Genomic DNA, 18,926 nt, shown 5'->3' with positions numbered 1-18,926 from the left:
CCGTAACACTGCCACGCCCTTCTTCATTCCGAGACACCTGTTCCGATGTGCGAGACGAATGCGTCCCAGTAGCCGGGCAGTGACGCCCGGGCCGCTCCGGGGGCGCCGGCCGCGGGCGGCAGCGTCCGGTCCGCGGGGCAGCGCGCCCGGCCGGAAGCCGTCGGCCGTCCCAGCAGGCGGACACCGGTCTCACGCACCTGCCGGCGCCGGCTGGGGGCAGACGCGCGACCGGGCCCGCCGGTGCCGCGCGGCGGCGCCCCCGCCGGGGCGCGGGTGGCGCCGGCCGGGGTGGTCAGATGCGACATGCGGCCTCCATCCAGATGTCGGCCAGGGACTCCTCCAGCCCGATCCGGGGGCGCCAGCCGAGCCGGTCGCGGGCGGTGCGCACATCCGCCTGCTGCCAGGTGCCGCAGCCGTCCGGGTACGGGTAGGTAGCGGGCGGCGAGCCGCCGCCCGGGTGCTCCGGGGACGGGCCGGGGATGACCAGCCGGGCGGGCGGGGAGTCGAGTTCGTGCAGGGCGCCGCCGAAGCCCGCGACCCGGGCGAGCACCGACGCGGCCTCCCGCAGCCGGACGGCGCGGCCGGTGCCGATGTTGACGACGCCCTGTGCGGCGGACAGCGAGGCGGCGTGCACCGCCCGGGCCACATCGCGCACATCGACGAAGTCCCGCTGCACCCCGAGCCCGCCGAGCTTGAGTTCGCTGTCGCCGGACTGCATGGCGCGGCGCATCGCCTCGGCGAGCCGGCCGAGCGGCGACCCCGCCGGGGTGCCGGGGCCGACCGGCGAGAAGATCCGCAGCACCACGGCGTCGAGACCGGAGCCCAGGACCAGTTCGGTGGCGGCGAGTTTGCTGACGCCGTACGGGCCGCCGGGGCGCGGCACCGCGTCCTCGGCGGTGGAGGAGCCGGGCTGGGAGGGCCCGTACTCGGAGGCGCAGCCCAGGTGGACGAGCCGGGCGCCGCAGCTGCTGCGCCGCAGCGATTCACAGATGGTGGCGACCGCGACGGTGTTGTGCCGGGTCAGCTCGCGGGCGCCGCCCCGGGTGGCACCGGCGCAGTTGACGACGACGCCGGGGTGCACCGCGTCGAGGAAGCGGGTGAGCGCCCCGGGGCTGCCGGTGGCCAGGTCGAAGCGGACGTCGGCGTCGTCGCCCCGCCCGAGGGCGGTGAGCTGGACGGCGGGGTCGGCGAGCAGGCGGTCGGCGACATAGCGGCCCAGGTAGCCGTTGGCGCCGATGAGCAGCACCCTCATCGTGCGACCCCCCGGTCCGCGTGGCGTGTGGTCGGCTGGACGTTCATATGTCGTGCTCCTAAGGCGGATTGAGGGAAGCAGGTCGGCTTCGGCCGCGGGGTCGGCGTCCGCCCTGGGGGCGGGGGCCACGTGGGGGGTGCGGTCCGCGGTGCGGCGTCCGGAGCGGCCGTTTCGGGGTGCCGCTCCGGGGGTGGTGCGGGGTGGGGGTGCCCGTGTGGGGGTGCCGGGGATCGGGGGCCGGTGGTTGTCCGGAGGGTCACGGCCGGTGCGCCTCCGCCGGTCCGGGGGGCGCGGGCCAGTGGGCACAGGCGCCGGTGAGCGCCCGCAGGCCGTGGACGAAGAGGCCGAGGGCGGCGGCGGTGCAGGCCACGGCGGGCACCGCGGCCGGTCCGACCGTGGTGGCCAGCGCCGCGACCGGGGCGTCGACCGGGGGCACGCCGGGGAGCCGGGCGATCAGCACCAGGGCCGGGGCGACGGCTTCCAGGGCGGCGGCCGAGGCCAGGCCGGTCGCGGCCGCTTCGGGGAAGCCGTGGACGGCGAGCAGCCGGGCGAGGAAGAGCAGCACCCCCAGCGCGGCCGCCGCCCCCAGGACGAGCGGGTCACCGCCGCCGAGGACCGCTGCCGCGCCGAGGAGCAGCGCCACCAGCACGCCCAGGAAGAGCAGGGTGACGGCGAGCAGCAACGGCCGTACCCGGGCGGCGAGTTCTGCGAGTCCGCGGCTGGCGGCCAGGACCCGCCGTCCGCGCACGGTGAACCAGTGGGCGCAGCCCGCCGCGGGGGCCAGGGCGAAGGCGAGTGCCATGGCGGGGGCGACGGCGGCCCGGGGCGCGGCGGGGGGCAGATCGGGGCCGCCGGCCAGCAGCTGCCCGAGCAGCCAGTCGCCGTACACCGCGTACCCGGCCGTCCAGGCGACCCACAGGCCGGCGGTGCGCGGCCCGGTGCCGTGCCGCAGCCGCAGCGGTCCGGACCGTACGCCCAGCCGGACGGCGAGGGCGAGCAGCACGAGGCCCGAGGCGCCGACGGCGGTGCGTACGGCGGGCGGTGCCGTGGTCACCGAGGCGAGGGCGGCGGCGGCCGCGACACAGACGGCGCCGGGGAGCAGATGCAGGGCGCCGCACACGGTGCGGGAGCGCCGGGCGGGGGCGGCCGCGGGCGGGGGCCCCGCCCCGGGGGCGGCGGCCGGGTCGGCGCGCGGGACCCGGGCGTAGAGCTCCTCGGCCAGCGAGAAGACGTCGCGGTGCCGGAAGCGTGCGGCCGTACGGTCGGTGACGCCGTGCGCCTCCAGACCGGCGGCGATCTCCAGCGCGTCGACGGCGTGCGCGCACAGCTCCTGGTGGCGGTGCATCAGCATCCGTACGGGGTCGGCGGGGCCGCGGCGCGGGGGCCGGGCGGCATCCTTGCGCGCAGGCGCGGCACGGTCGGCGCGGGCCTCCCCCGGAGTCTCCACGGCACCGGTGGCGCCGCCCTCGGGTGTGGTCATCCCCGGTTCCCCCTCCCCCACGTCCGCGCACAGCCGTCCGGGCCGGGGCGGAGATGCGCGGTACGGCGCCGGGGCGGACGGCCGGGGTGGCCCGGGGCGCTGCGGCGGACGCGGACGGGGACGGCAGAGCGGCCGCCGTGTGCCACATCCGCCATGCCCGTCACCAGTGCCACACCCACGACACCCATCGCACAGATCACGTCCAGTACACCGGTCACCATTGCTCTCTCCCTCGCACCGGCCACGCCTGATGGCTCGCCGAGTCCTCACGTCTCACGGCCTGTCCCGCGTCCCGGACAGCGCCCCCTCCCCCGGCCTCGCCCGGTACCGCGGCGGACTGCCCGGCCCCGGACGCCGCCCAGCTCGGCGTCCGGCCGGCCGGCGCGATGACCGCCCTGGTAGCCGTGCCGGTCGCGGCCCAGCGGCCGGGGACATGGGACTCCGCGGGGCGGGCGAACGGGCGCGGGACCCCGTGCACGTCCTGTGTGCGGCAGGCGGACGGGCGGGCCGGGGCGTGCGAGATCAGCTCCAGGTAGATGCCACGAAATGCCGCGATGTTCTGCTCGACGGTGAACAGTTCCAGCGCCCGGGCGCGGGCCGCCGCGCCCAGCCGGGCCCTGCGGTCGGGGTCGGCGAGCAGCGCCGTGCAGGCCGCGGCCAGCGCGCGGGGGTTGCGCGGCGGGACGACCAGACCGGTGCCGCCGATGACTTCGCAGACCGCGCCGGTGTCGGTCGACACCGTGGCGCGGCCGCAGAACATCGCCTCCACCAGGGAGCGCGGAAAGCCCTCGATGACGCTGGAGAGCACCACCACCGCACCGGAGGCGTAGGCGTCCGCCAGGACCGGCAGGTCGGGGCTGCCGATCTCCTCGAAGCTGACCGGGCTCTCCCCGACGGTGCGGGCGTCGGCCGCCTCGTCGGGGAAGAGCTGGGCGGCCAGCGCCCGGCAGTGCGCGAGATACCCGGGCGCCCGGGGGTCGCGGCCGGTCCCGCCGATGATCCGCAGGGTGGCCGCCGGCTCCGCCCTGCGGACCTCGGCGAAGGCGTGCAGCAGCGCGATGAGGTCCTTGGCGGGCTCCACCGTGCCGACCCACACCAGCGTCGTGGAGTCGTCCGGGGCGGCGTCCGCGACCGCGGCGAACGGGGCGGCGTCCATGCCCGGGTAGACCGTGCGCAGCCGGGCGCGGTCGGCGCCGCAGCGCTCCTGCCAGCGCCGCGCGTGGGTGTTGCCGGGGGTGATCAGGGCGGCCTGGGCGTATGTCTCGGCGGCCAGCGCGCCCTGGAAGGCGGCGAGCAGCGCGCGCACCGGCACGCTCAGCGGCGCGGCGGCGCGGGCCAGGTAGTGCTCGCGCAGCCGGACGCCGTACTCGGTGACCAGGAGCGGGGTGCCGAAGAAGCGCTTGGCCAGCAGCCCGGGGAGGGCGGCCGCGCCCCCGGAGGTGGCATGGCAGAGGTCCACTCCCCCCAGGCCGGGGGCGTGCCGGTCGCCGTACCAGTCCAGGGACAGCGGCCGGAGCGCGAGTTCGAGCCGGTCGGTGACCGCCAGCAGATCGTTGACCTGCGCGCCCTGGGCGGCGGGCAGCGCGCGGGGGCCGTGGCAGACGGCTTCCAGGATGCGTACGGCGGCCTCGGAGTGCAGCAGCGCGGGCAGTCCGCCCTGTTCGCGGGCGAGTTCGGCGAGTCCGTAGAGACCGGTGGCGAAACGGTCCGCCTTCCAGCTCACGGACGCATCGGGGGCACTTGGCGGACCGCCGGCCGGCCCGCCCCCGTCGGGCACCGTGGCGAAGGCCGTCACGAGATCGCCGAACCGCTCGGCGAAGCGGCGCCGTTCGCGGCGGCCGGGGCTACGGCCCTTGCGCTCCGCGGCGGCCCGTCGGCGCCCGGCGGGGAAGTCGCCCCACAGGGGGGCGCGGCGCACCAGGCGTACGTGTTCCGGCAGTGCGGTCCGGGGCCGTGCTTCCTGGCGGGGGTCCGTGCTCAGGGCGTAGACCTCGAAGTCATGGCCGGTGAGCCCGCGCACGAGCCGGTCGCACCACGCGTGCGACTCACCGACCGCATCCGGATAGCCACCCTCGGTGAGTAGTCCAATGCGCATGAGTGCACCCCCGTCCTCCCCTGTCGACGTCCTGGTGTGCCGGGCGGCACGGCCGCCACCGGCAGGAAGAAGCTATGCAAAGGGGCCGGTGGCGCGATGGACGGTTGTCCATCGCGCCACCGGAAGGGGTGAAAGCACGTGACTTTCCGCCCCTAAGGGCGTTTCTTCGCGCTATGCGAGTGCGGGAACCCTCCCCGGCGCACGGGGGCGCCGGGGTCCGGTCACCGCTGGGTGGGGAACGGCCAGGCGTTGGGCCGGCAGGTCGCCCCGTCCGTCGTCAGGAACTTGGTCTGCTGCATCATCACCGGGGCGAGCGCGCCCTGCCGGGAGCAGAACTCGTGGTTGTGCCCGAGGCGGTGGCCGACCTCGTGGTTGATCAGCATCTGCCGGTAGGCGTACATCTTGTCGTGGCCGTAGGTCCGGGCGCCCTGGGCCCACCGGTAGGCATTGATCATGACCCGCTCGGTCGCCGCGGAGTCACAGGAGACATTGCCCTCGCTGGTGTCGAGGTTCGACTTGGCGCACCACTTCGCGGTGGTCCCCGGGCTCGCCAGCGTGATCACGAAGTCGGCGTCGCCGGACGCCACCCGCTGGAAGGCCATCTTCCCGCCGTGGGCCCAACTACGGCTGTCGTTGAGGGTCTTGTGCACCGCCTCGGCGAACAGCTCGCCGTCCAGGGACAGCCCCTCCTCGACATCGACGCGATAGCGCAGCACCTTGCCCTGGCCGGGCGCCTTGGCCGCACTGCCGACCGGCTTGAACCGGCCGGTGGCCGTCAGCCTCGCGTCCAGCGGGAAGACCTGGTTCATCTTCTCGTCGTAACTGGCGGGCTTGGCGTCCTGGGTGGGCCTGGCGTGCGACCGGGAGGCCTCGTCGCCGACCCCGTCGGTACGGTCGTTGCCGCTGCGCGCCTGCGGGTCGGCGCCCTCCTTGTGCTGCTCGGCGACCTGGCCCGCGATGACCACGGCGAGCACGGTGGTCACCGCCGCGGCCGCCGCGCCGGTGAACGTCCGGCCCTTGCCGCCCTTCGTGGCGCCGTGCCGCGACTCCGCAGCGTCGGATTCGTCGTCCAGGTCCTGGTCCCCGGGGCCGCCCGGCGCCGCGCCGTCCGCGCCGGGGCCCGTCTGCCGGTCCGGCTCGTCGCTCGCGTCGCGCTCGAAGACGACCGAACGGCCGGTGTACCGGCCGGCGGGAGCCATCCCGTCCGCGCCGGGCCCGTACGCCCCGGCCTGCGGCGCCGTCTTCCGGGGCGCGCCGGCCCGGAACACATCGTCGTCCGGGTCGCTCGCGGCTCCCGGCCCGCCCGGGTACGTCCGGGCGTCGAAGGCCTCCACATACTCACGCTTCGGCCCGGGCCCGCTGCCCGGTGCGGCGACCGCCGGTCCGCCGGGCATCTCCGCTCGCGGCCGGGGGATCCGGGGCCCGCCCTGGCCGGGGACGGCCGAGGAGGCCGGCGCCCCGGGGAACTCGCCCCAGCCGCCGCCCGGTTCGCGCTGCTCGGGATGCCCGCCGCGCACCGCATCGCCCTCGAACGGCTCGCGTCTGCGGCGCCCCCGGCCCGGTCCGGGCGAGGTGCCCCCCGAGGGGCCGTTACCGGGCGGACCGGCCGTCTCCGGAGTGTCCGTTGCGGTTTCCGGCCGGCCTCGGCGGCTATGGCGTCCCACGGGGTGCGTCAGCTCCTGCTCGCGTCGGCGGTCACATCGGTCATGTCACTGTCGAGCAGTTCGCGGACGGCCCGCGCCACTGTCTCCGGGTACTCCATCATCGCCACATGACCCGCCTCCGGCAGCGTCAGCAGTCGCGAACCGCGGAACGCCGCGGCCGCCCGCCGCGCCATCCGGAAGGAGACCAGGCGGTCGCGCCCACCGTAGACGAGAAGGGTGGGGGCGAGCACTCTCTCTGCCTGACGCCACAAATTATGTTGTCCGCCCAGCGTGTACGCGTTCACCAGACCGCGCGCCGAGCGCTCCATGACCTCCCAGAAGTACGGGAGTTCCAGCCGTCGCGCGTATTCGTCGACCGCGGCGTTGAACCCTTCCGGACTGACCCGGCCGGGGTCGCCGTAGCAGAGCGCCAGCACCTCGCGGGTGCGGCGCTCGGGCGTCCAGTCATGGGTGAGCCGGCCGAAGAGCCCGGTGATGCCGGGCACCGCGAGCAGCGCCGTGGGGACCGCCGTCAGCTGCGGGCGCAGCTCGGGCAGCGCCGGGGAGATCAGCGTCAGGGTGCGGACGAGATCGGGGCGCACGGCCGCGACGCGGGTGGCGGCGGCACCGCCCATGGAGTTGCCGATGAGGTGGACGGGGCCGCGCCCGGCCGCGTCGAGGTAGCGGATGACCGCGCGGGCCTGCGCGGAGACCGAGTAATTGCCGTCGTCCGGCGGCGGGGAGTGCCCGAAGCCGGGCAGGTCGATCGCCTCGCCGTCCACCCGGTCGGCGAGCAGCGGCATCAGGTCCGACCAGTTCTGTGAGGAGCCGCCGAGGCCGTGGACGTAGAGCGCGGGCTCGCGGTCCCGTCCGGTGCCGGTCTCCGCGCCGCCGCCCTGGGGCGCGGGCGATCCGACGGGTGCCCGTACGGTCAGCGTCAGACCCGGCAGGGCCACGGTGTGCACCGTCTCCGCCGCGCCGTGCCGGCCGGGGCCGGCCGGGGGCACCGGGAGGGCGGCGGTCGCGGTGTCCGGCGACTCGGTCGAAGACATGGGTCGATGTTACGAGACGATCACACCCCCGATCGTGTGTCCGCGGTCACACACCGCATCGCGCTGCCGCGGCCACTCTCCTACGCTCGTAGTCGAGGGCAGCCGCCCCGGCCCCTGCTGTCATGCCAGGCACAGCCGTCGAAGCGAGCACGTGAGAAAGGGAGCCACCATGCGCGTCGACCCGACAGACCCGGATACCTTCGAGGACGAGAGCGACGCCACGGAGTTCGATGTCGAGGCGCCGGAAGCGGACGCGGCGGAGCAGTACACCGACGTCACTCCGCACCGCGACGAGCCGCCGGCCACCGTCGACCCGGACTCCGCGAACGAGGCGGATCGCGCCGAACAGGCCCGCATCGTGGAGCTCAACGAAGACGAATACCGATGACCTGGGGCGTTATGTCGGCTTCCGGCACCGGGGTCGGGCATAAATTCTGGGCCCGGACCGCGCACAGCCGGGTTACCCAAAAGTACGATGGCGGGCGCGGTGCACCACCTTGTACAGGCCGCATACGGAACGATTTCTGGGAGGCAGCGTGAGCGCCATCGAGCAGACCGAGGCGACGCGCCCGCGGGGCACACGCCTGCCACGTAGAGCCCGGCGCAACCAGCTTCTGGGCGCCGCCCAGGAAGTGTTTGTCGCGCAGGGCTACCACGCGGCCGCGATGGACGACATCGCCGAGCGGGCAGGCGTCAGCAAGCCGGTGCTCTACCAGCACTTCCCGGGCAAGCTGGAGCTCTACCTCGCCCTGCTCGACCAGCACTGCGAGTCCCTGCTCCAGTCGGTACGCGCGGCGCTGGCGTCGACGACCGACAACAAGCAGCGGGTCGCGGCGACGATGGACGCCTACTTCGCGTACGTGGAGGACCCGGGCGGCGCCTTCCGGCTGGTGTTCGAGTCGGACCTCACCAATGACCCGGCGGTCCGTGAGCGGGTGGACAAGGTGTCGCTGGAGTGCGCCGAGGCCATAAGCGCGGTGATCGCCGAGGACACCGGGCTGTCGCAGGACGAGTCGATGCTGCTGGCCGTGGGCCTGGGCGGGGTTTCCCAGGTGGTGGCGCGCTACTGGCTGTCGTCGGAGAGCAAGGTCCCGCGGGACACCGCGGTGCAGCTGCTGACATCGCTCGCCTGGAAGGGCATCGCCGGCTTCCCGCTCCAGGGCACCGAGCCGCACTGACCCTGTTCCCGCACCGCCCCTGTTCGCTGCGGGCGTGGCCCATGGCGTCCTGTGCGTCCCCGTACCGGGCTAATGTGTGCTGCGTACGGCGCGGATCACCGCGCTTCCCCCCCCAGCTGAGGCTGGGGACCCCCAGACCGTCGGAGGGACAAAAGCCGTGGAGGTCAAGATCGGCGTGCAGCACGCGCCCCGCGAGATCATTCTGGAGAGCGGGCAGTCTGCCGAAGAGGTCGAGAGCGCCGTGTCCGACGCGCTGGGCGGCAAGTCACAGCTGCTGAGCCTGGTGGACGACCACGGTCGCAAGGTCCTGGTCCCGGCGGACCGGCTGGCCTACGTGGAGATCGGCGAGCCGACCGCCCGCAAGGTCGGTTTCGGCGCGCTCTGAGCACGGGGCGCCGACCACGGTGCCCGCAAGGTGACAAAGGCGGCGGCCCGGAGATTCCCTCTCCGGGCCGCCGCCTTTTTCCTGTCGCTTCCGGGCCCGGCCGCGCATCGCTCCGAGTCCCCAGGCGCCGTATTTGCGCAGATCAGACCGTTCGAGTCGGTTCGGCTGGGCTGATCAGGCAGCGGACCGGCGCGGGGAGGGTTGCTGCCGGTGCCCCCTGGGTACGACCGCCTACGACCGATTTGTTCGTCCGGTCGGCGTTGTCACGCGGGAGGGAACAGCATGATCTGGGAAGCGCTCGGTGCCCTGCTCATCGGCTTTGTCATCGCCCTGTCCGCGACGCGATGGCTGCCCGACCGCTTCCCGTCGCGCACCCTCACGCTCGCGACGGGCCCGGTCGCCGCGCTCCTCGGCGCCGTGCTGACCCGCGCGATCCTCGGCCCGGGGTATCCCGTCCAGGTGATGTTCGCGTCGGTCGCCGTGGGGGCGGCGCTGCTGTCGGTCCTGGTGCGCCCGCCGCACCGGCGTCTTCGGCGGCCGGCCCCGGCGCTGAAGGGGCACCGGACGGCCTGAACCGCCCGGCACCCCGGCCCGGCGTCAGGCCGCGAGCCCCAGCGCCGCCATCCGCTTGGTGTGTGCCTCGGTGATCCGCGAGAACATCCGGCCCACCTCGGCCAGGTCGAAGCCGTCGGCGACACCGCCCACCAGCATCGTGGAGAGCGCGTCGCGGTCCGCGACCACCCGCTGCGCCTGCGAGAGCGCCTCACCCATCAGCCGGCGCGCCCACAGGGCCAGCCGTCCGCCGACCCGCGGCTCGGCCTCGATGGCCGCGCGCACCTTCTCCACGGCGAACGTGGCATGTCCGGTGTCGTCCAGCACGGCCAGCACCAGGCCACGGGTGTCGGAGTCCAGGCGGGCCGCGACCTCGCGGTAGAAGTCACTGGCGATCGAGTCGCCCACATAGGCCTTGACCAGGCCCTCCAGCCAGTCCGACGGGGCGGTCTGGCGGTGGAACTCGTCCAGGGCGGCGGCGAACGGCTCCATCGCCTCGTTCGGCTCCGCCTCGATCTGTGCGAGCCGCTCCCGCAGCCGCTCGAAGTGGTGGAACTCTGCCGAGGCCATCTTGGCCAGTTCGGCCTTGTCGTCCATCGTCGGCGCGAGCTTGGCGTCCTCCGCCAGGCGCTCGAAGGCGGACAGCTCGCCGTAGGCGAGCGCGCCGAGCAGGTCGATCACGGCGGCCCGGTACTGCGGGTCGGCGGATGCCTGCGCCCAGTCCTGGGCGGCGATCCCGGTGTGTTCTTGCGCGTCAGCCGCGGCGTTGTCAGGCGTTCCCATGACCGGCACAATAGCCCGCTCGGCGGCTGGGGGAAGGCCCTGGTCAGCCACTGCCGTTCCCCCGTACGAACGACGGTCGTAGCGGGCGCTCGGGCGCCGGACCGGGCCGTGATGTATTCCTCACTCATACAAGCCTTCGGATGGGTGCGCCATATCCGGGGTACAGTGGTATTTGGACCTGCCGAGTATCGGTGGGTCGTTCCACGAAGCGGATGCCCGGTCGGTGGCCCGATCGGCTCCAAACCGACCGCCCTCTTTTGCGGCGCGTAGCAGACATACGCACAGCAGGAGGGACACCGCTCGCGGCAGGAGTGCCTGAGCGTTGGCAGTGGTCCCGCCCCACCGGCCGCCTCAGGCCGGCCCGTACGAACCCGTACGAAGGTGCGGTACGACCCCCTTCGCCGCCTCACGCCGCGTCTCACAGAAGAGGCAAGATTCTGTCTACATTTCGAGACCTCGGGATTTTCCCCGAGACGGCCGAGGCGCTGGAAGCCGTCGGCATCATCTCCCCCTTTCCCATCCAGGAGCTGACGCTCCCCGTCGCCCTCTCCGGGAACGACGTCATCGGCCAGGCCAAGACCGGCACGGGTAAGACCCTGGGCTTCGGCCTGCCGCTCCTTGAGCGCGTCACGGTCCCCGCGGACGTCGAGGCGGGCCGCGCCAAGCCCGAGCAGCTCACCGAGGCCCCGCAGGCCCTGGTGGTCGTGCCCACCCGCGAGCTGTGCCAGCAGGTCACCAACGATCTGCTCACCGCCGGCAAGGTGCGCAATGTCCGGGTGCTGGCCATCTACGGCGGCCGTGCCTACGAGCCGCAGGTCGAGGCGCTGAAGAAGGGCGTCGACGTGGTCGTCGGCACGCCCGGCCGGCTGCTCGACCTCGCCGGTCAGCGCAAGCTCAACCTCTCCGAGGTCAAGAGCCTGGTGCTGGACGAGGCCGACGAGATGCTCGACCTGGGCTTCCTGCCCGACGTCGAGAAGATCATCCAGCTGCTGCCGGCCAAGCGGCAGACGATGCTGTTCTCCGCGACCATGCCCGGCCAGGTCATCTCGCTGGCCCGCCGCTACATGTCGCAGCCCACGCACATCCGCGCCACCGCGCCGGACGACGAGGGCCAGACCGTCCGCAACACCACCCAGCACGTCTTCCGCGCGCACTCCATGGACAAGCCGGAGATGGTCGCCCGCATCCTCCAGGCCGAGGGCCGGGGCCTGGCGATGGTGTTCTGCCGTACGAAGCGGACCGCCGCCGATATCGCCGACCAGCTCGCGCGCCGCGGCTTCGCCTCCGGCGCGGTGCACGGCGACCTCGGCCAGGGCGCCCGTGAGCAGGCGCTGCGCGCCTTCCGCAACGGCAAGGTCGATGTCCTGGTCTGCACCGACGTCGCCGCCCGCGGTATCGACGTCGAGGGTGTGACCCATGTCATCAACTACCAGTCGCCCGAGGAGGAGAAGACCTACCTGCACCGCATCGGCCGTACCGGCCGGGCGGGCGCCAAGGGCACCGCGGTCACCCTCGTCGACTGGGACGACATCCCGCGCTGGAAGCTGATCAACAAGGCGCTGGACCTGGCGTTCGACGAGCCGGAGGAGACCTACTCCACCTCGCCGCACCTCTACGAGCAGCTGAACATCCCCGCGGGCACCAAGGGCGTGCTGCCGCGCAACGAGCGCACCCGGGCCGGGCTGGCCGCCGAAGAGGTCGAGGACCTGGGCGAGACCGGCGGCCGCGGCCGTGGTCCCCGTAAGGGCGCCGTCGTCGAGGAGGAGCGCCCCCCGCGCACCCGTACCCCGCGGCAGCGCCGCCGCACCCGTGGCGGCACCGCACAGGACGGCCCGGCCGACGCCACGACGCAGACGACCGGGTCGCCCGCCGCCGAGGGCACCGAGCGCGCCGAGGGCACGGACGCCGCCGGACCGCGGCAGCCGCGCCGGCGTCGCCGTACCCGCTCGGCTCAGTCCGGTGCCGTGACGGCGCCGGTCACCGAGGCCGCGACCCCCGCCGCCGAGGTGACCGAGCCCGCCGCAGTGGTGACCGAGGCGCCCGCCGAGGTGGCCAAGGCCGCCGGCAAGGTGACCAAGGACGCCGCCGTGGCGACCAAGGCCGCCCCCAAGGCGACCAAGGCTCCCGCCGTCGTGACCGAGGCCCCGGCCGAGGCCGCCCCGCCGCGCCGCCGCCGCAGCCGCGTCGTCCGCCCGGTGGAGACCGAGAGCTTCCAGACCGTCGAGACCGCCGCCCGGGCGCTCGCGGCGGAGCGCTCGGCGGCCGCCGCGGCCGTGACGGAGCCCGTCGAGGCGCCGGCCAAGCCGCGCCGCCGTACCCGCAGCGCCGCCAAGGCCGCCGTGGAGACGGCGCCGGCAGTGGTGACGGAGACCGTCGCCGCGGAGACCGTGGTGGACGCGCCGGCCAAGCCGAAGCGCACCCGGAAGACCGCCGCCACCAAGGCCGCCGAGGCCACGGTGGACGCGGCCGAGGGCGCCGTGGAGGCTCCCGCCAAGCCGAAGCGGACGCGGAAGACCGCTGCCGCCAAGGCCGCCGAGGCCACGGTGGACACCGCCGAGGGCACCGAGGCCGCACCGGCCAAGCCCAAGCGCACCCGGAAGTCCGCGGCCGCCGCGAAGGCCACTGCGGACGCTCCGGCCGCCGAGGACGCCCCGGCCAAGCCGAAGCGGACGCGCAAGAGCGCCGCCGCCAAGCCGGCCGCGGACGCGGCGGAGGCCGCCGAGGCCAAGCCGGTGCGCCGCCGCACCCGCGCCAAGGCCACCGCGACCGAGGCGACGCCCGAGGGCTGACCCACCCGCTCCACGCCGACGACCCGGACCCGCCCCGCGCGGGTGCCGGGTCGTCGGCGTCCCGGCCCCGTTTTGCCGCCCGGCCCGGATAGCCTCACCCCATGAGCAGGCCGCCCTCCCTCACACTGCCCCCGTGCGCCCGTGCGTACCGACTCGACACCGACCGCGGCTCCTTCGCCGTGCAGGACGCCCGGCCCGAGGCCGCGCCGATCGGCACCGCCCTGCTGGTACCCGGATTCACCGGCAGCAAGGAAGACTTCCTCGCCCTGCTCGCTCCGCTGGCCGCGGCCGGGTTCCGGGCGGTCGCGGTGGACGGCCGCGGCCAGCACGAGTCCCCCGGGCCGCGCGAGGAACAGGCGTACACGCAACGGGAGTTGGCGCTCGATGTGCTGGCGCAGGCGCGGGCCGTGCGGGAGCCGGACAGCGGGCCGGTCCATCTGCTGGGGCACTCGCTGGGCGGACTGATCACCCGGGCCGCGGTGCTGCTGGACGCGGCCCCGTTCCGTTCGCTGACCGTGCTCAGCTCCGGGCCCGCGGCCATCGAGGCGTCCCAGCAGGTCCGGGTGCGGATGCTGATCGACGCGCTCGGCCGGCTCGACATGGAGAGCGTCTGGCGGACGATGCGCGAACTGGATCCCCCGGAGGCGGCGGACGCGGCGACCCCGCCGGAGATCGGCGCGTTCCTGCACCGCCGTTGGCTGAACACCGTGCCCGAGCAGCTGATCGCGACCGGCCGGCAGATGCTGGAGGAGCCGGACCGGGTGGCGGAGCTGGCCCGTACGGGGCTGGCGACCCATGTCGTCTCCGGCGCCGTCGACTACGCCTGGCCGGTGGCGTGGATGGATGCGATGGCCGACCGGCTGTCCGCCCGGCGCACCGTCATCGAGGGCGCCGAGCACTCCCCCAACGCCGAGCGCCCGGAGAAGACGGCCGAGGCGCTTGCGGGGTTCTGGAGCGGGGTGGGCTGACGGCCGGGGCGCCGCCGGGCCGGGTGGGCCGAGCGGGCGGTGTCGCCAGGACAGCGCCCGGCGGTTCGGCGAGCATCGAGGAAGGCGGGCGGGCACCGGCGCCCGGCCCGCACCGGCTTCGTACGAAGGGCTCCCCCATGACCGAGAATCCGGCGTCATCGGCCGATGCCGAAGACGGCCCGCACGGCATCGCGCTCACCCGGACCTTCGATGCCCGCCGTGAGCTGGTCTTCGAGGCGTGGACCAGGCCGGAGCACTTCGGGTACTGGTTCGGCGGGGAGCTGGCGGTGCCGGCCGACCGGATGACGATGGATCCCCGGCCCGGCGGCATCTGGAGTCTGGTGATGCAGACCCCGGACGGCGGTGAGCTGCCGTTCTCCGGTGTCTACCGTGAGGTCACGCCCCCGGAGCGGCTGGAGTTCACGCTCAAGGACGCGACCGCGCCGGACGGCATCGAGGGCGAGATCGTCCGGGTCACCCTGACCGACCTCGGGGACCGTACGGAGATGGCCTTCCGGCAGCTCGGCGGCAATCTCACCTCCGAGCAGTACCGCCAGGCGGAGGCGGGCTGGTCGGGCTTCTTCGACCGCCTCACGGAGCTGCTCGCGCAGGCCTGATCACGGCCCTCTCCGGCCGGACGCCGTAGCGGACGCGCCTCCGGAACGTCCGCTAATACTGCCCCTGCACGTGATCCCAGAAGCCGTCGCGCAGGACCCGGCGCAGATCGGCGTGGCCGCGCAGGGAGTGCCGCAGCAGCGCCTCCGAGGCGGTCAGGAGTTCCTGGTCGACGGCGCCGGGCAGATACGGGTGACCGGGGAGCAGTCCGGCCACCCACTCACGGCCGCGCTCCGACAGCCACTGGGCGGCGACCTGCGCACCGACGAAGCGGACGTCCTCACGGCTGGGCGCCGGCCCCTCGCCCACCGTCTGGTCGCATTCGACGCCGGCCCGCCGGGTGACGTACGGCTTGCAGAACTCCAGGTCGAAGGTGCGGGTGCTGTCGACCTCCCACAGCAGCGGCTCGGCCTGATTGCGGCCGCCGGAGGCCTCGATGCCCCACAGGTGCACCCGTGCGCCGTAGCCCTGGGCCGCCTCGACCGCGGAGACCAGGTCCTCGTCGCCGCCGATCAGCACCGCGTCGCTGATCGCCCGGTGCCGGGCCAGCGACTCCAGGTCCGAGCGGATCAGGGAGTCGACGCCCTTCTGCTGGTTGTTGGCGTTGAGGTTGCCGAGCCGGACCTTCACATCGGGCAGCTCGGCGATCCGCTGCTGCTCCTGGGTGTGGATCCGGCGGCGGGCGCCGTCGTACCAGTAGACGCGGAGCAGCCGGCTGTCCGGGAAGATCATCCGGGCGCGGTCGATGAAGGCCTCGATGAGCCCTTCCGCGTCCAGATCGAAGGCCTTGCGGTCCTCCGTGCCGGCGACCAGCCGTCCCGCGGCGGCGTAGACATAGCCCGCGTCCACGAAGGCCGCGTGGGTGGACGGGGTGGTGGCGACCTCGGCGAGTACCCGGGTGAGCAGCTCGTTGGTGCGCTCGATCCCGGCGGCGAGCGCGGTGAGGTCGGTGGGGCCCGTGGGCTGGACGTCATTCATACCGGACCCATTGTCCGGGCGGTCACTCTGCGGGCACAACCGTTCTCGGGCAGGCGTACTTAGACCGTCGAAAATTTTCTTTAGCGTAGGGAATGATTGCACTGGGCAGGGCGTTCTCCCTGTATGGAGCGCCCGGCAGCGACGCCGGGCAGCGCCGACCCAAGGAGTTCTCCGCAGGAGGATCAGACGAAGGGAGAAGCCGTATGCGCTTCGAGATCATGCGCCTGGACGATGTCGACGGCACCGCCGTGGACAGCACCGTCGTGGACGCCGCCTCCGTCAACCGGATCGTGCAGCAGGCCGCCTCAACCGGCCAGCGCATCTATATCCGCCCGGCCGACACCGCCGTCCGTTAACACCCGTTCCGCCGCCCGGTAACGCGCCGGGCCGGCAGCCGGCCGCCGATCGGCCGCACCCGCACGAACGCCCCCGTACGCACAGGCCGTACGGGGGCGCCGCGCGTTCTGCGGCAGTGCGGGGGCGTCAGGCCGCCGCCTGGATCACCTGGAGAACGCCGTTGATGATCTGCTGCACGGCGAGCGCGGAGAGCATCATGCCCGCCAGTCGCGTGACCAGGACCACTCCGCCGTCCTTGATCACGCGGATGATCACCAGCGAGAACCGCATCACCACATACAGCACCACATGGATCGCCGCGATGGCCGCCCAGACGGAGATCTGCGCGGCGACCCCGTGGGCGTGCTGCACCGCGAGGATCACCGACACGATCGCCCCGGGCCCGGCCAGCAGTGGCATCCCCAGCGGCACCAGCGCCACATTGACGTCCTTGGTCTGGGTCGGCTCCTCCGACTTTCCGGTCAGCAGATCCAGCGCGACCAGCAGGAGCAGCAGCCCGCCCGCGATCATCAGCGCGGGCGTGGAGATGTGCAGCCGCCCCAGGATCTGCCGCCCGAAGAGGCCGAAGAGGGCGATGACGCAGAAGGCGACGGCGGCGGCCTGCCAGGCCATCCGGCGCTGCACCTTGGCCGGCCGGCCGGAGGTCAGGGCCAGGAAGATCGGGGTGATGCCCGGCGGATCCATGATCACGAACAGGGTGACGAACAGAGTACTGAAGACGGCGACGTCGAACACGGTGATGGCCTTGCGAGAGGTGGTACGGGAGCAACCACAGGCCGGCGCGGTGGGCGCGGGCCCGTAAGGAGGGGGTGGTGGGGCGGCGGGCAGGCAGGGGCCTGCGCCTCGCCCGGACGGAGAACGGCCCGGTGTGGGGACGGTCCGGCGGACCGGGGCACATGGTGCGGCAGCGGCCGCGGCGGGGTCAGCCCCCGGTGCCGGGAACGGGGAAGGCGCCGGTCGCGCGGCGCACGATCTCGCCGTAGATCTCGGGGTCGGTGGTGTATTCGCCGAGGCGACAGGTCTTACGGCTCCCGTGGTAGTCACTGGAGCCGGTGGTCAGCAGGCCGAGGTCGGCGGCCATCCCGCGCAGCCGCGCGCGGGTCGGGGCGTCATGGTCCATGTGGTCGACCTCGATGCCGTCGAGACCGGCCGCGGCCAGTTCGGCGATCGCGCTCTCCGGTACACAGCTGCCGCGCTTGACGGCCAGTGGATGCGCGAAGACGGTGACTCCACCCGCCGCCTTGACCAGCCGGATCGCGTCGAACGGATCGAGTTCGTGCTTCTCCACGTACGCCCGGCCGTCGTTGGCGAGCCAGTCGGCGCAGAACGCGTCGGAGACGGAGGGCACCACGCCCAGGTCGACGAGGGCGGTGGCGATATGCGGCCGTCCCACGGCGCCGTCCCCGGCGATCCGGGCGACCTGCTCCCAGGTGATGGGCACTCCGAGGTCCCGCAGCTTGGCGACCATGCCCTGGGCCCGCGGCACCCGGTCGTCCCGCACCAGCTCCCGCTCGCGGGCGAGCTCGGGCTCCTCGGGGTCGAAGAGGTAGGCGAGCATGTGGAGGCTCACCCCGTCGAGCCGGCAGGAGAGTTCGGCGCCGGTGATCAGCGTCAGCCCCGCGGGCAGCGCCGCCCGCGCCTCGGCGTGGCCGCCGACGGTGTCGTGGTCGGTCAGCGCGACGACGTCGAGCCCGCCCGCCGCGGCGTTGCGCACCAGCTCGGCGGGGGTGTCCGTACCGTCGGAGGCCGTGGAGTGGGTGTGCAGATCGATACGCACGACGCGGACTCCAGACTGCTGCGGGACGGACGGGGGACGGGGCCCGGGGAACACCGGGGACAGGTACACCGTAGGGGGACCTCAGAAGGATACCGGGCGGCCGGACGGCCCCCGGCCCCGGCGATGGCGCCCGGCCCCCGCCGGACGACGCAGCGGCCCCGCCCGGGCGCCCTGCGGTCAGCCGTCACTCTTCGACCGTCAGCCGTCAGCCGTCAGCCGTCAGCCGTCAGCCCAGGATCCGCGGTGAGAGCGCCCCGCACGGCAGCAGATCCACCTCGGCGCCGGCCTCACGCAGATCGGTCAGCACCAGCTCGTCGTACATCATCAGCCCCGACTCCTCGGGCCAGGCGATCGCCCACAGCCACAGCCCGCGCGCCTCGCCCGCGAAGACCGCACGGTCCGGGGGTGCGTCGTCGAGGTGCCACAGCGGGGTCGGGCGGCCGGCGGCGAGCACCTTGCCGTGCGGGTGCTTGTCGACGCAGAGGTGCGGGCCGGGGTCGGGGCCCTCGATACCGGCGTAGCGCGCGCCGAGTCCGACGCCCAGTTCCTCGGCGATCAGCAGCAGTTCGCCGGGGCCGCCGAGCGGGCCGGGGCCCGTGCAGGCCACCGCGGTCGCCCGGCCGCCGCTGCGGTCGTCACCGGCGCAGGCCACCCCGGTGAACAGCCAGCCCACCGGCAGCGGCCAGGGCATCCATACGGGCACCTGGGCGCGGCGCACGACAACGCCGAGCGCCTCGACGCTCGGCGGGACGACCGGCTGGAGCGGATGCACGGTGCCGTGCAGGGCGCACTGCCAGGTGTCGGAGAAGAGACCGGGCGCCCTTACCCGGCCTCCGCACTTCGGGCAACTGGGTTCGCCCCTCATAGGGACCCACGGTCCTCCAGCCCCGCCGCCGCGTCAAGGACGATCACCCGACCGGTGTGCCCCGAATCACTTACGCCGGCGCGCATTTGACCGCGCCCCGAGGTCCGTTCACCCCTGCCGAACAACTAGTTGCAGCTTGCATTCTTTAGATCGTCTA

20 protein-coding genes are annotated in these 18,926 nt (G+C 74.0%); 8 read left to right on the top strand and 12 right to left on the bottom strand.

The genetic code is table 11. The features are described from left to right. Positions 1-23 precede the first annotated feature (23 nt). From CP981_RS38210 to CP981_RS25690, 7 genes are all read right to left on the bottom strand, one after another. Positions 24-305: a hypothetical protein gene (locus CP981_RS38210; RefSeq protein WP_085925109.1), complete on the bottom strand. Its 282-nt coding sequence runs from the start codon at positions 303-305 to the stop codon at positions 24-26. Further along, positions 293-1,252 (bottom strand): NAD-dependent epimerase/dehydratase family protein, encoded by a 960-nt coding sequence (locus CP981_RS25715; protein ID WP_085925108.1) that lies wholly within the window; start codon positions 1,250-1,252, stop codon positions 293-295. Before CP981_RS25715 ends, CP981_RS38210 begins: the two co-directional genes overlap by 13 nt. 256 nt (positions 1,253-1,508) lie before the next feature. Continuing rightward, entirely contained in the window at positions 1,509-2,732 is a 1,224-nt protein-coding gene (locus CP981_RS25710; protein ID WP_085925107.1) for a hypothetical protein, read from the bottom strand. Then, a complete protein-coding gene (locus tag CP981_RS25705) occupies positions 2,729-2,953 on the bottom strand; it encodes a hypothetical protein (RefSeq protein ID WP_085925106.1) in 225 nt (74 codons plus the stop codon). The genes CP981_RS25710 and CP981_RS25705 overlap by 4 nt, the downstream gene beginning before the upstream one ends. Then, complete coding sequence (locus tag CP981_RS25700) at positions 2,947-4,827, bottom strand: DUF3492 domain-containing protein (protein WP_085925105.1); 1,881 nt, start codon at positions 4,825-4,827, stop codon at positions 2,947-2,949. The genes CP981_RS25705 and CP981_RS25700 overlap by 7 nt, the downstream gene beginning before the upstream one ends. A 221-nt stretch (positions 4,828-5,048) precedes the next feature. After that, positions 5,049-6,344 (bottom strand): DUF3152 domain-containing protein, encoded by a 1,296-nt coding sequence (locus CP981_RS25695; protein ID WP_244329788.1) that lies wholly within the window; start codon positions 6,342-6,344, stop codon positions 5,049-5,051. Positions 6,345-6,499: 155 nt separating this feature from the next. After that, a complete protein-coding gene (locus CP981_RS25690) occupies positions 6,500-7,522 on the bottom strand; it encodes an alpha/beta fold hydrolase (RefSeq protein WP_107429533.1) in 1,023 nt (340 codons plus the stop codon). A 169-nt stretch (positions 7,523-7,691) separates the two neighbouring features. Here CP981_RS25690 and CP981_RS25685 point away from each other — a divergent pair, with 169 nt between their 5' ends. The 4 genes from CP981_RS25685 to CP981_RS25670 all read left to right on the top strand — a co-directional run bounded on the left by CP981_RS25685 (position 7,692) and on the right by CP981_RS25670 (position 9,658). Beyond that, positions 7,692-7,910 carry a hypothetical protein gene (locus tag CP981_RS25685; RefSeq protein WP_085925103.1) on the top strand — a complete coding sequence of 73 codons (219 nt, stop codon included), beginning with the start codon at positions 7,692-7,694 and terminating at the stop codon, positions 7,908-7,910. A gap of 148 nt (positions 7,911-8,058) precedes the next feature. Continuing rightward, entirely contained in the window at positions 8,059-8,700 is a 642-nt protein-coding gene (locus tag CP981_RS25680; RefSeq protein ID WP_085925102.1) for a TetR/AcrR family transcriptional regulator, read from the top strand. Positions 8,701-8,857: 157 nt separating this feature from the next. Then, complete coding sequence (locus CP981_RS25675; RefSeq protein WP_018089430.1) at positions 8,858-9,085, top strand: DUF3107 domain-containing protein; 228 nt, start codon at positions 8,858-8,860, stop codon at positions 9,083-9,085. Positions 9,086-9,367: 282 nt separating this feature from the next. Then, positions 9,368-9,658 (top strand): hypothetical protein, encoded by a 291-nt coding sequence (locus CP981_RS25670; protein WP_042148318.1) that lies wholly within the window; start codon positions 9,368-9,370, stop codon positions 9,656-9,658. Positions 9,659-9,682: 24 nt separating this feature from the next. On the opposite strand, the gene CP981_RS25665 is transcribed toward CP981_RS25670, so the two are convergent. Next, on the bottom strand, positions 9,683-10,420 hold the full coding sequence (locus CP981_RS25665; RefSeq protein ID WP_042148315.1) for a ferritin-like fold-containing protein: 738 nt from the start codon (positions 10,418-10,420) through the stop codon (positions 9,683-9,685). Between the two features lie 311 nt (positions 10,421-10,731). Between CP981_RS25665 and CP981_RS25660 the strand changes: the two genes are divergently transcribed. The 3 genes from CP981_RS25660 (at position 10,732) to CP981_RS25650 (ending at position 14,794) form a co-directional block, all read left to right on the top strand. Further along, positions 10,732-13,209 carry a DEAD/DEAH box helicase gene (locus CP981_RS25660; protein ID WP_085925101.1) on the top strand — a complete coding sequence of 826 codons (2,478 nt, stop codon included), beginning with the start codon at positions 10,732-10,734 and terminating at the stop codon, positions 13,207-13,209. A gap of 101 nt (positions 13,210-13,310) precedes the next feature. After that, a complete protein-coding gene (locus CP981_RS25655; RefSeq protein WP_085925100.1) occupies positions 13,311-14,177 on the top strand; it encodes an alpha/beta fold hydrolase in 867 nt (288 codons plus the stop codon). Between the two features lie 137 nt (positions 14,178-14,314). After that, a complete protein-coding gene (locus CP981_RS25650; RefSeq protein ID WP_085925099.1) occupies positions 14,315-14,794 on the top strand; it encodes an SRPBCC family protein in 480 nt (159 codons plus the stop codon). Positions 14,795-14,846: 52 nt separating this feature from the next. On the opposite strand, the gene CP981_RS25645 is transcribed toward CP981_RS25650, so the two are convergent. Next, positions 14,847-15,770: an NYN domain-containing protein gene (locus CP981_RS25645; RefSeq protein WP_085925098.1), complete on the bottom strand. Its 924-nt coding sequence runs from the start codon at positions 15,768-15,770 to the stop codon at positions 14,847-14,849. Positions 15,771-15,973: 203 nt separating this feature from the next. On the opposite strand from CP981_RS25645, the gene CP981_RS37880 reads away from it, so the two are divergent. Then, a complete protein-coding gene (locus CP981_RS37880) occupies positions 15,974-16,126 on the top strand; it encodes a hypothetical protein (RefSeq protein WP_085925097.1) in 153 nt (50 codons plus the stop codon). A gap of 127 nt (positions 16,127-16,253) precedes the next feature. On the opposite strand, the gene CP981_RS25640 is transcribed toward CP981_RS37880, so the two are convergent. From CP981_RS25640 to CP981_RS25630, 3 genes are all read right to left on the bottom strand, one after another. Further along, on the bottom strand, positions 16,254-16,862 hold the full coding sequence (locus CP981_RS25640) for a MarC family protein (protein WP_085925096.1): 609 nt from the start codon (positions 16,860-16,862) through the stop codon (positions 16,254-16,256). 187 nt (positions 16,863-17,049) lie between these two features. Further along, positions 17,050-17,904: a PHP domain-containing protein gene (locus CP981_RS25635; RefSeq protein WP_085925095.1), complete on the bottom strand. Its 855-nt coding sequence runs from the start codon at positions 17,902-17,904 to the stop codon at positions 17,050-17,052. Positions 17,905-18,130: 226 nt separating this feature from the next. After that, entirely contained in the window at positions 18,131-18,769 is a 639-nt protein-coding gene (locus CP981_RS25630) for a DUF6758 family protein (protein WP_085925094.1), read from the bottom strand. Between the last annotated feature and the right edge of the window lie 157 nt (positions 18,770-18,926).

Source organism: Streptomyces platensis (assembly GCF_008704855.1).
In the GTDB taxonomy this organism is placed as follows: Bacteria; Actinomycetota; Actinomycetes; order Streptomycetales; family Streptomycetaceae; genus Streptomyces; species Streptomyces platensis.
This window is presented reverse-complemented; position numbering and strand designations above follow the sequence as displayed.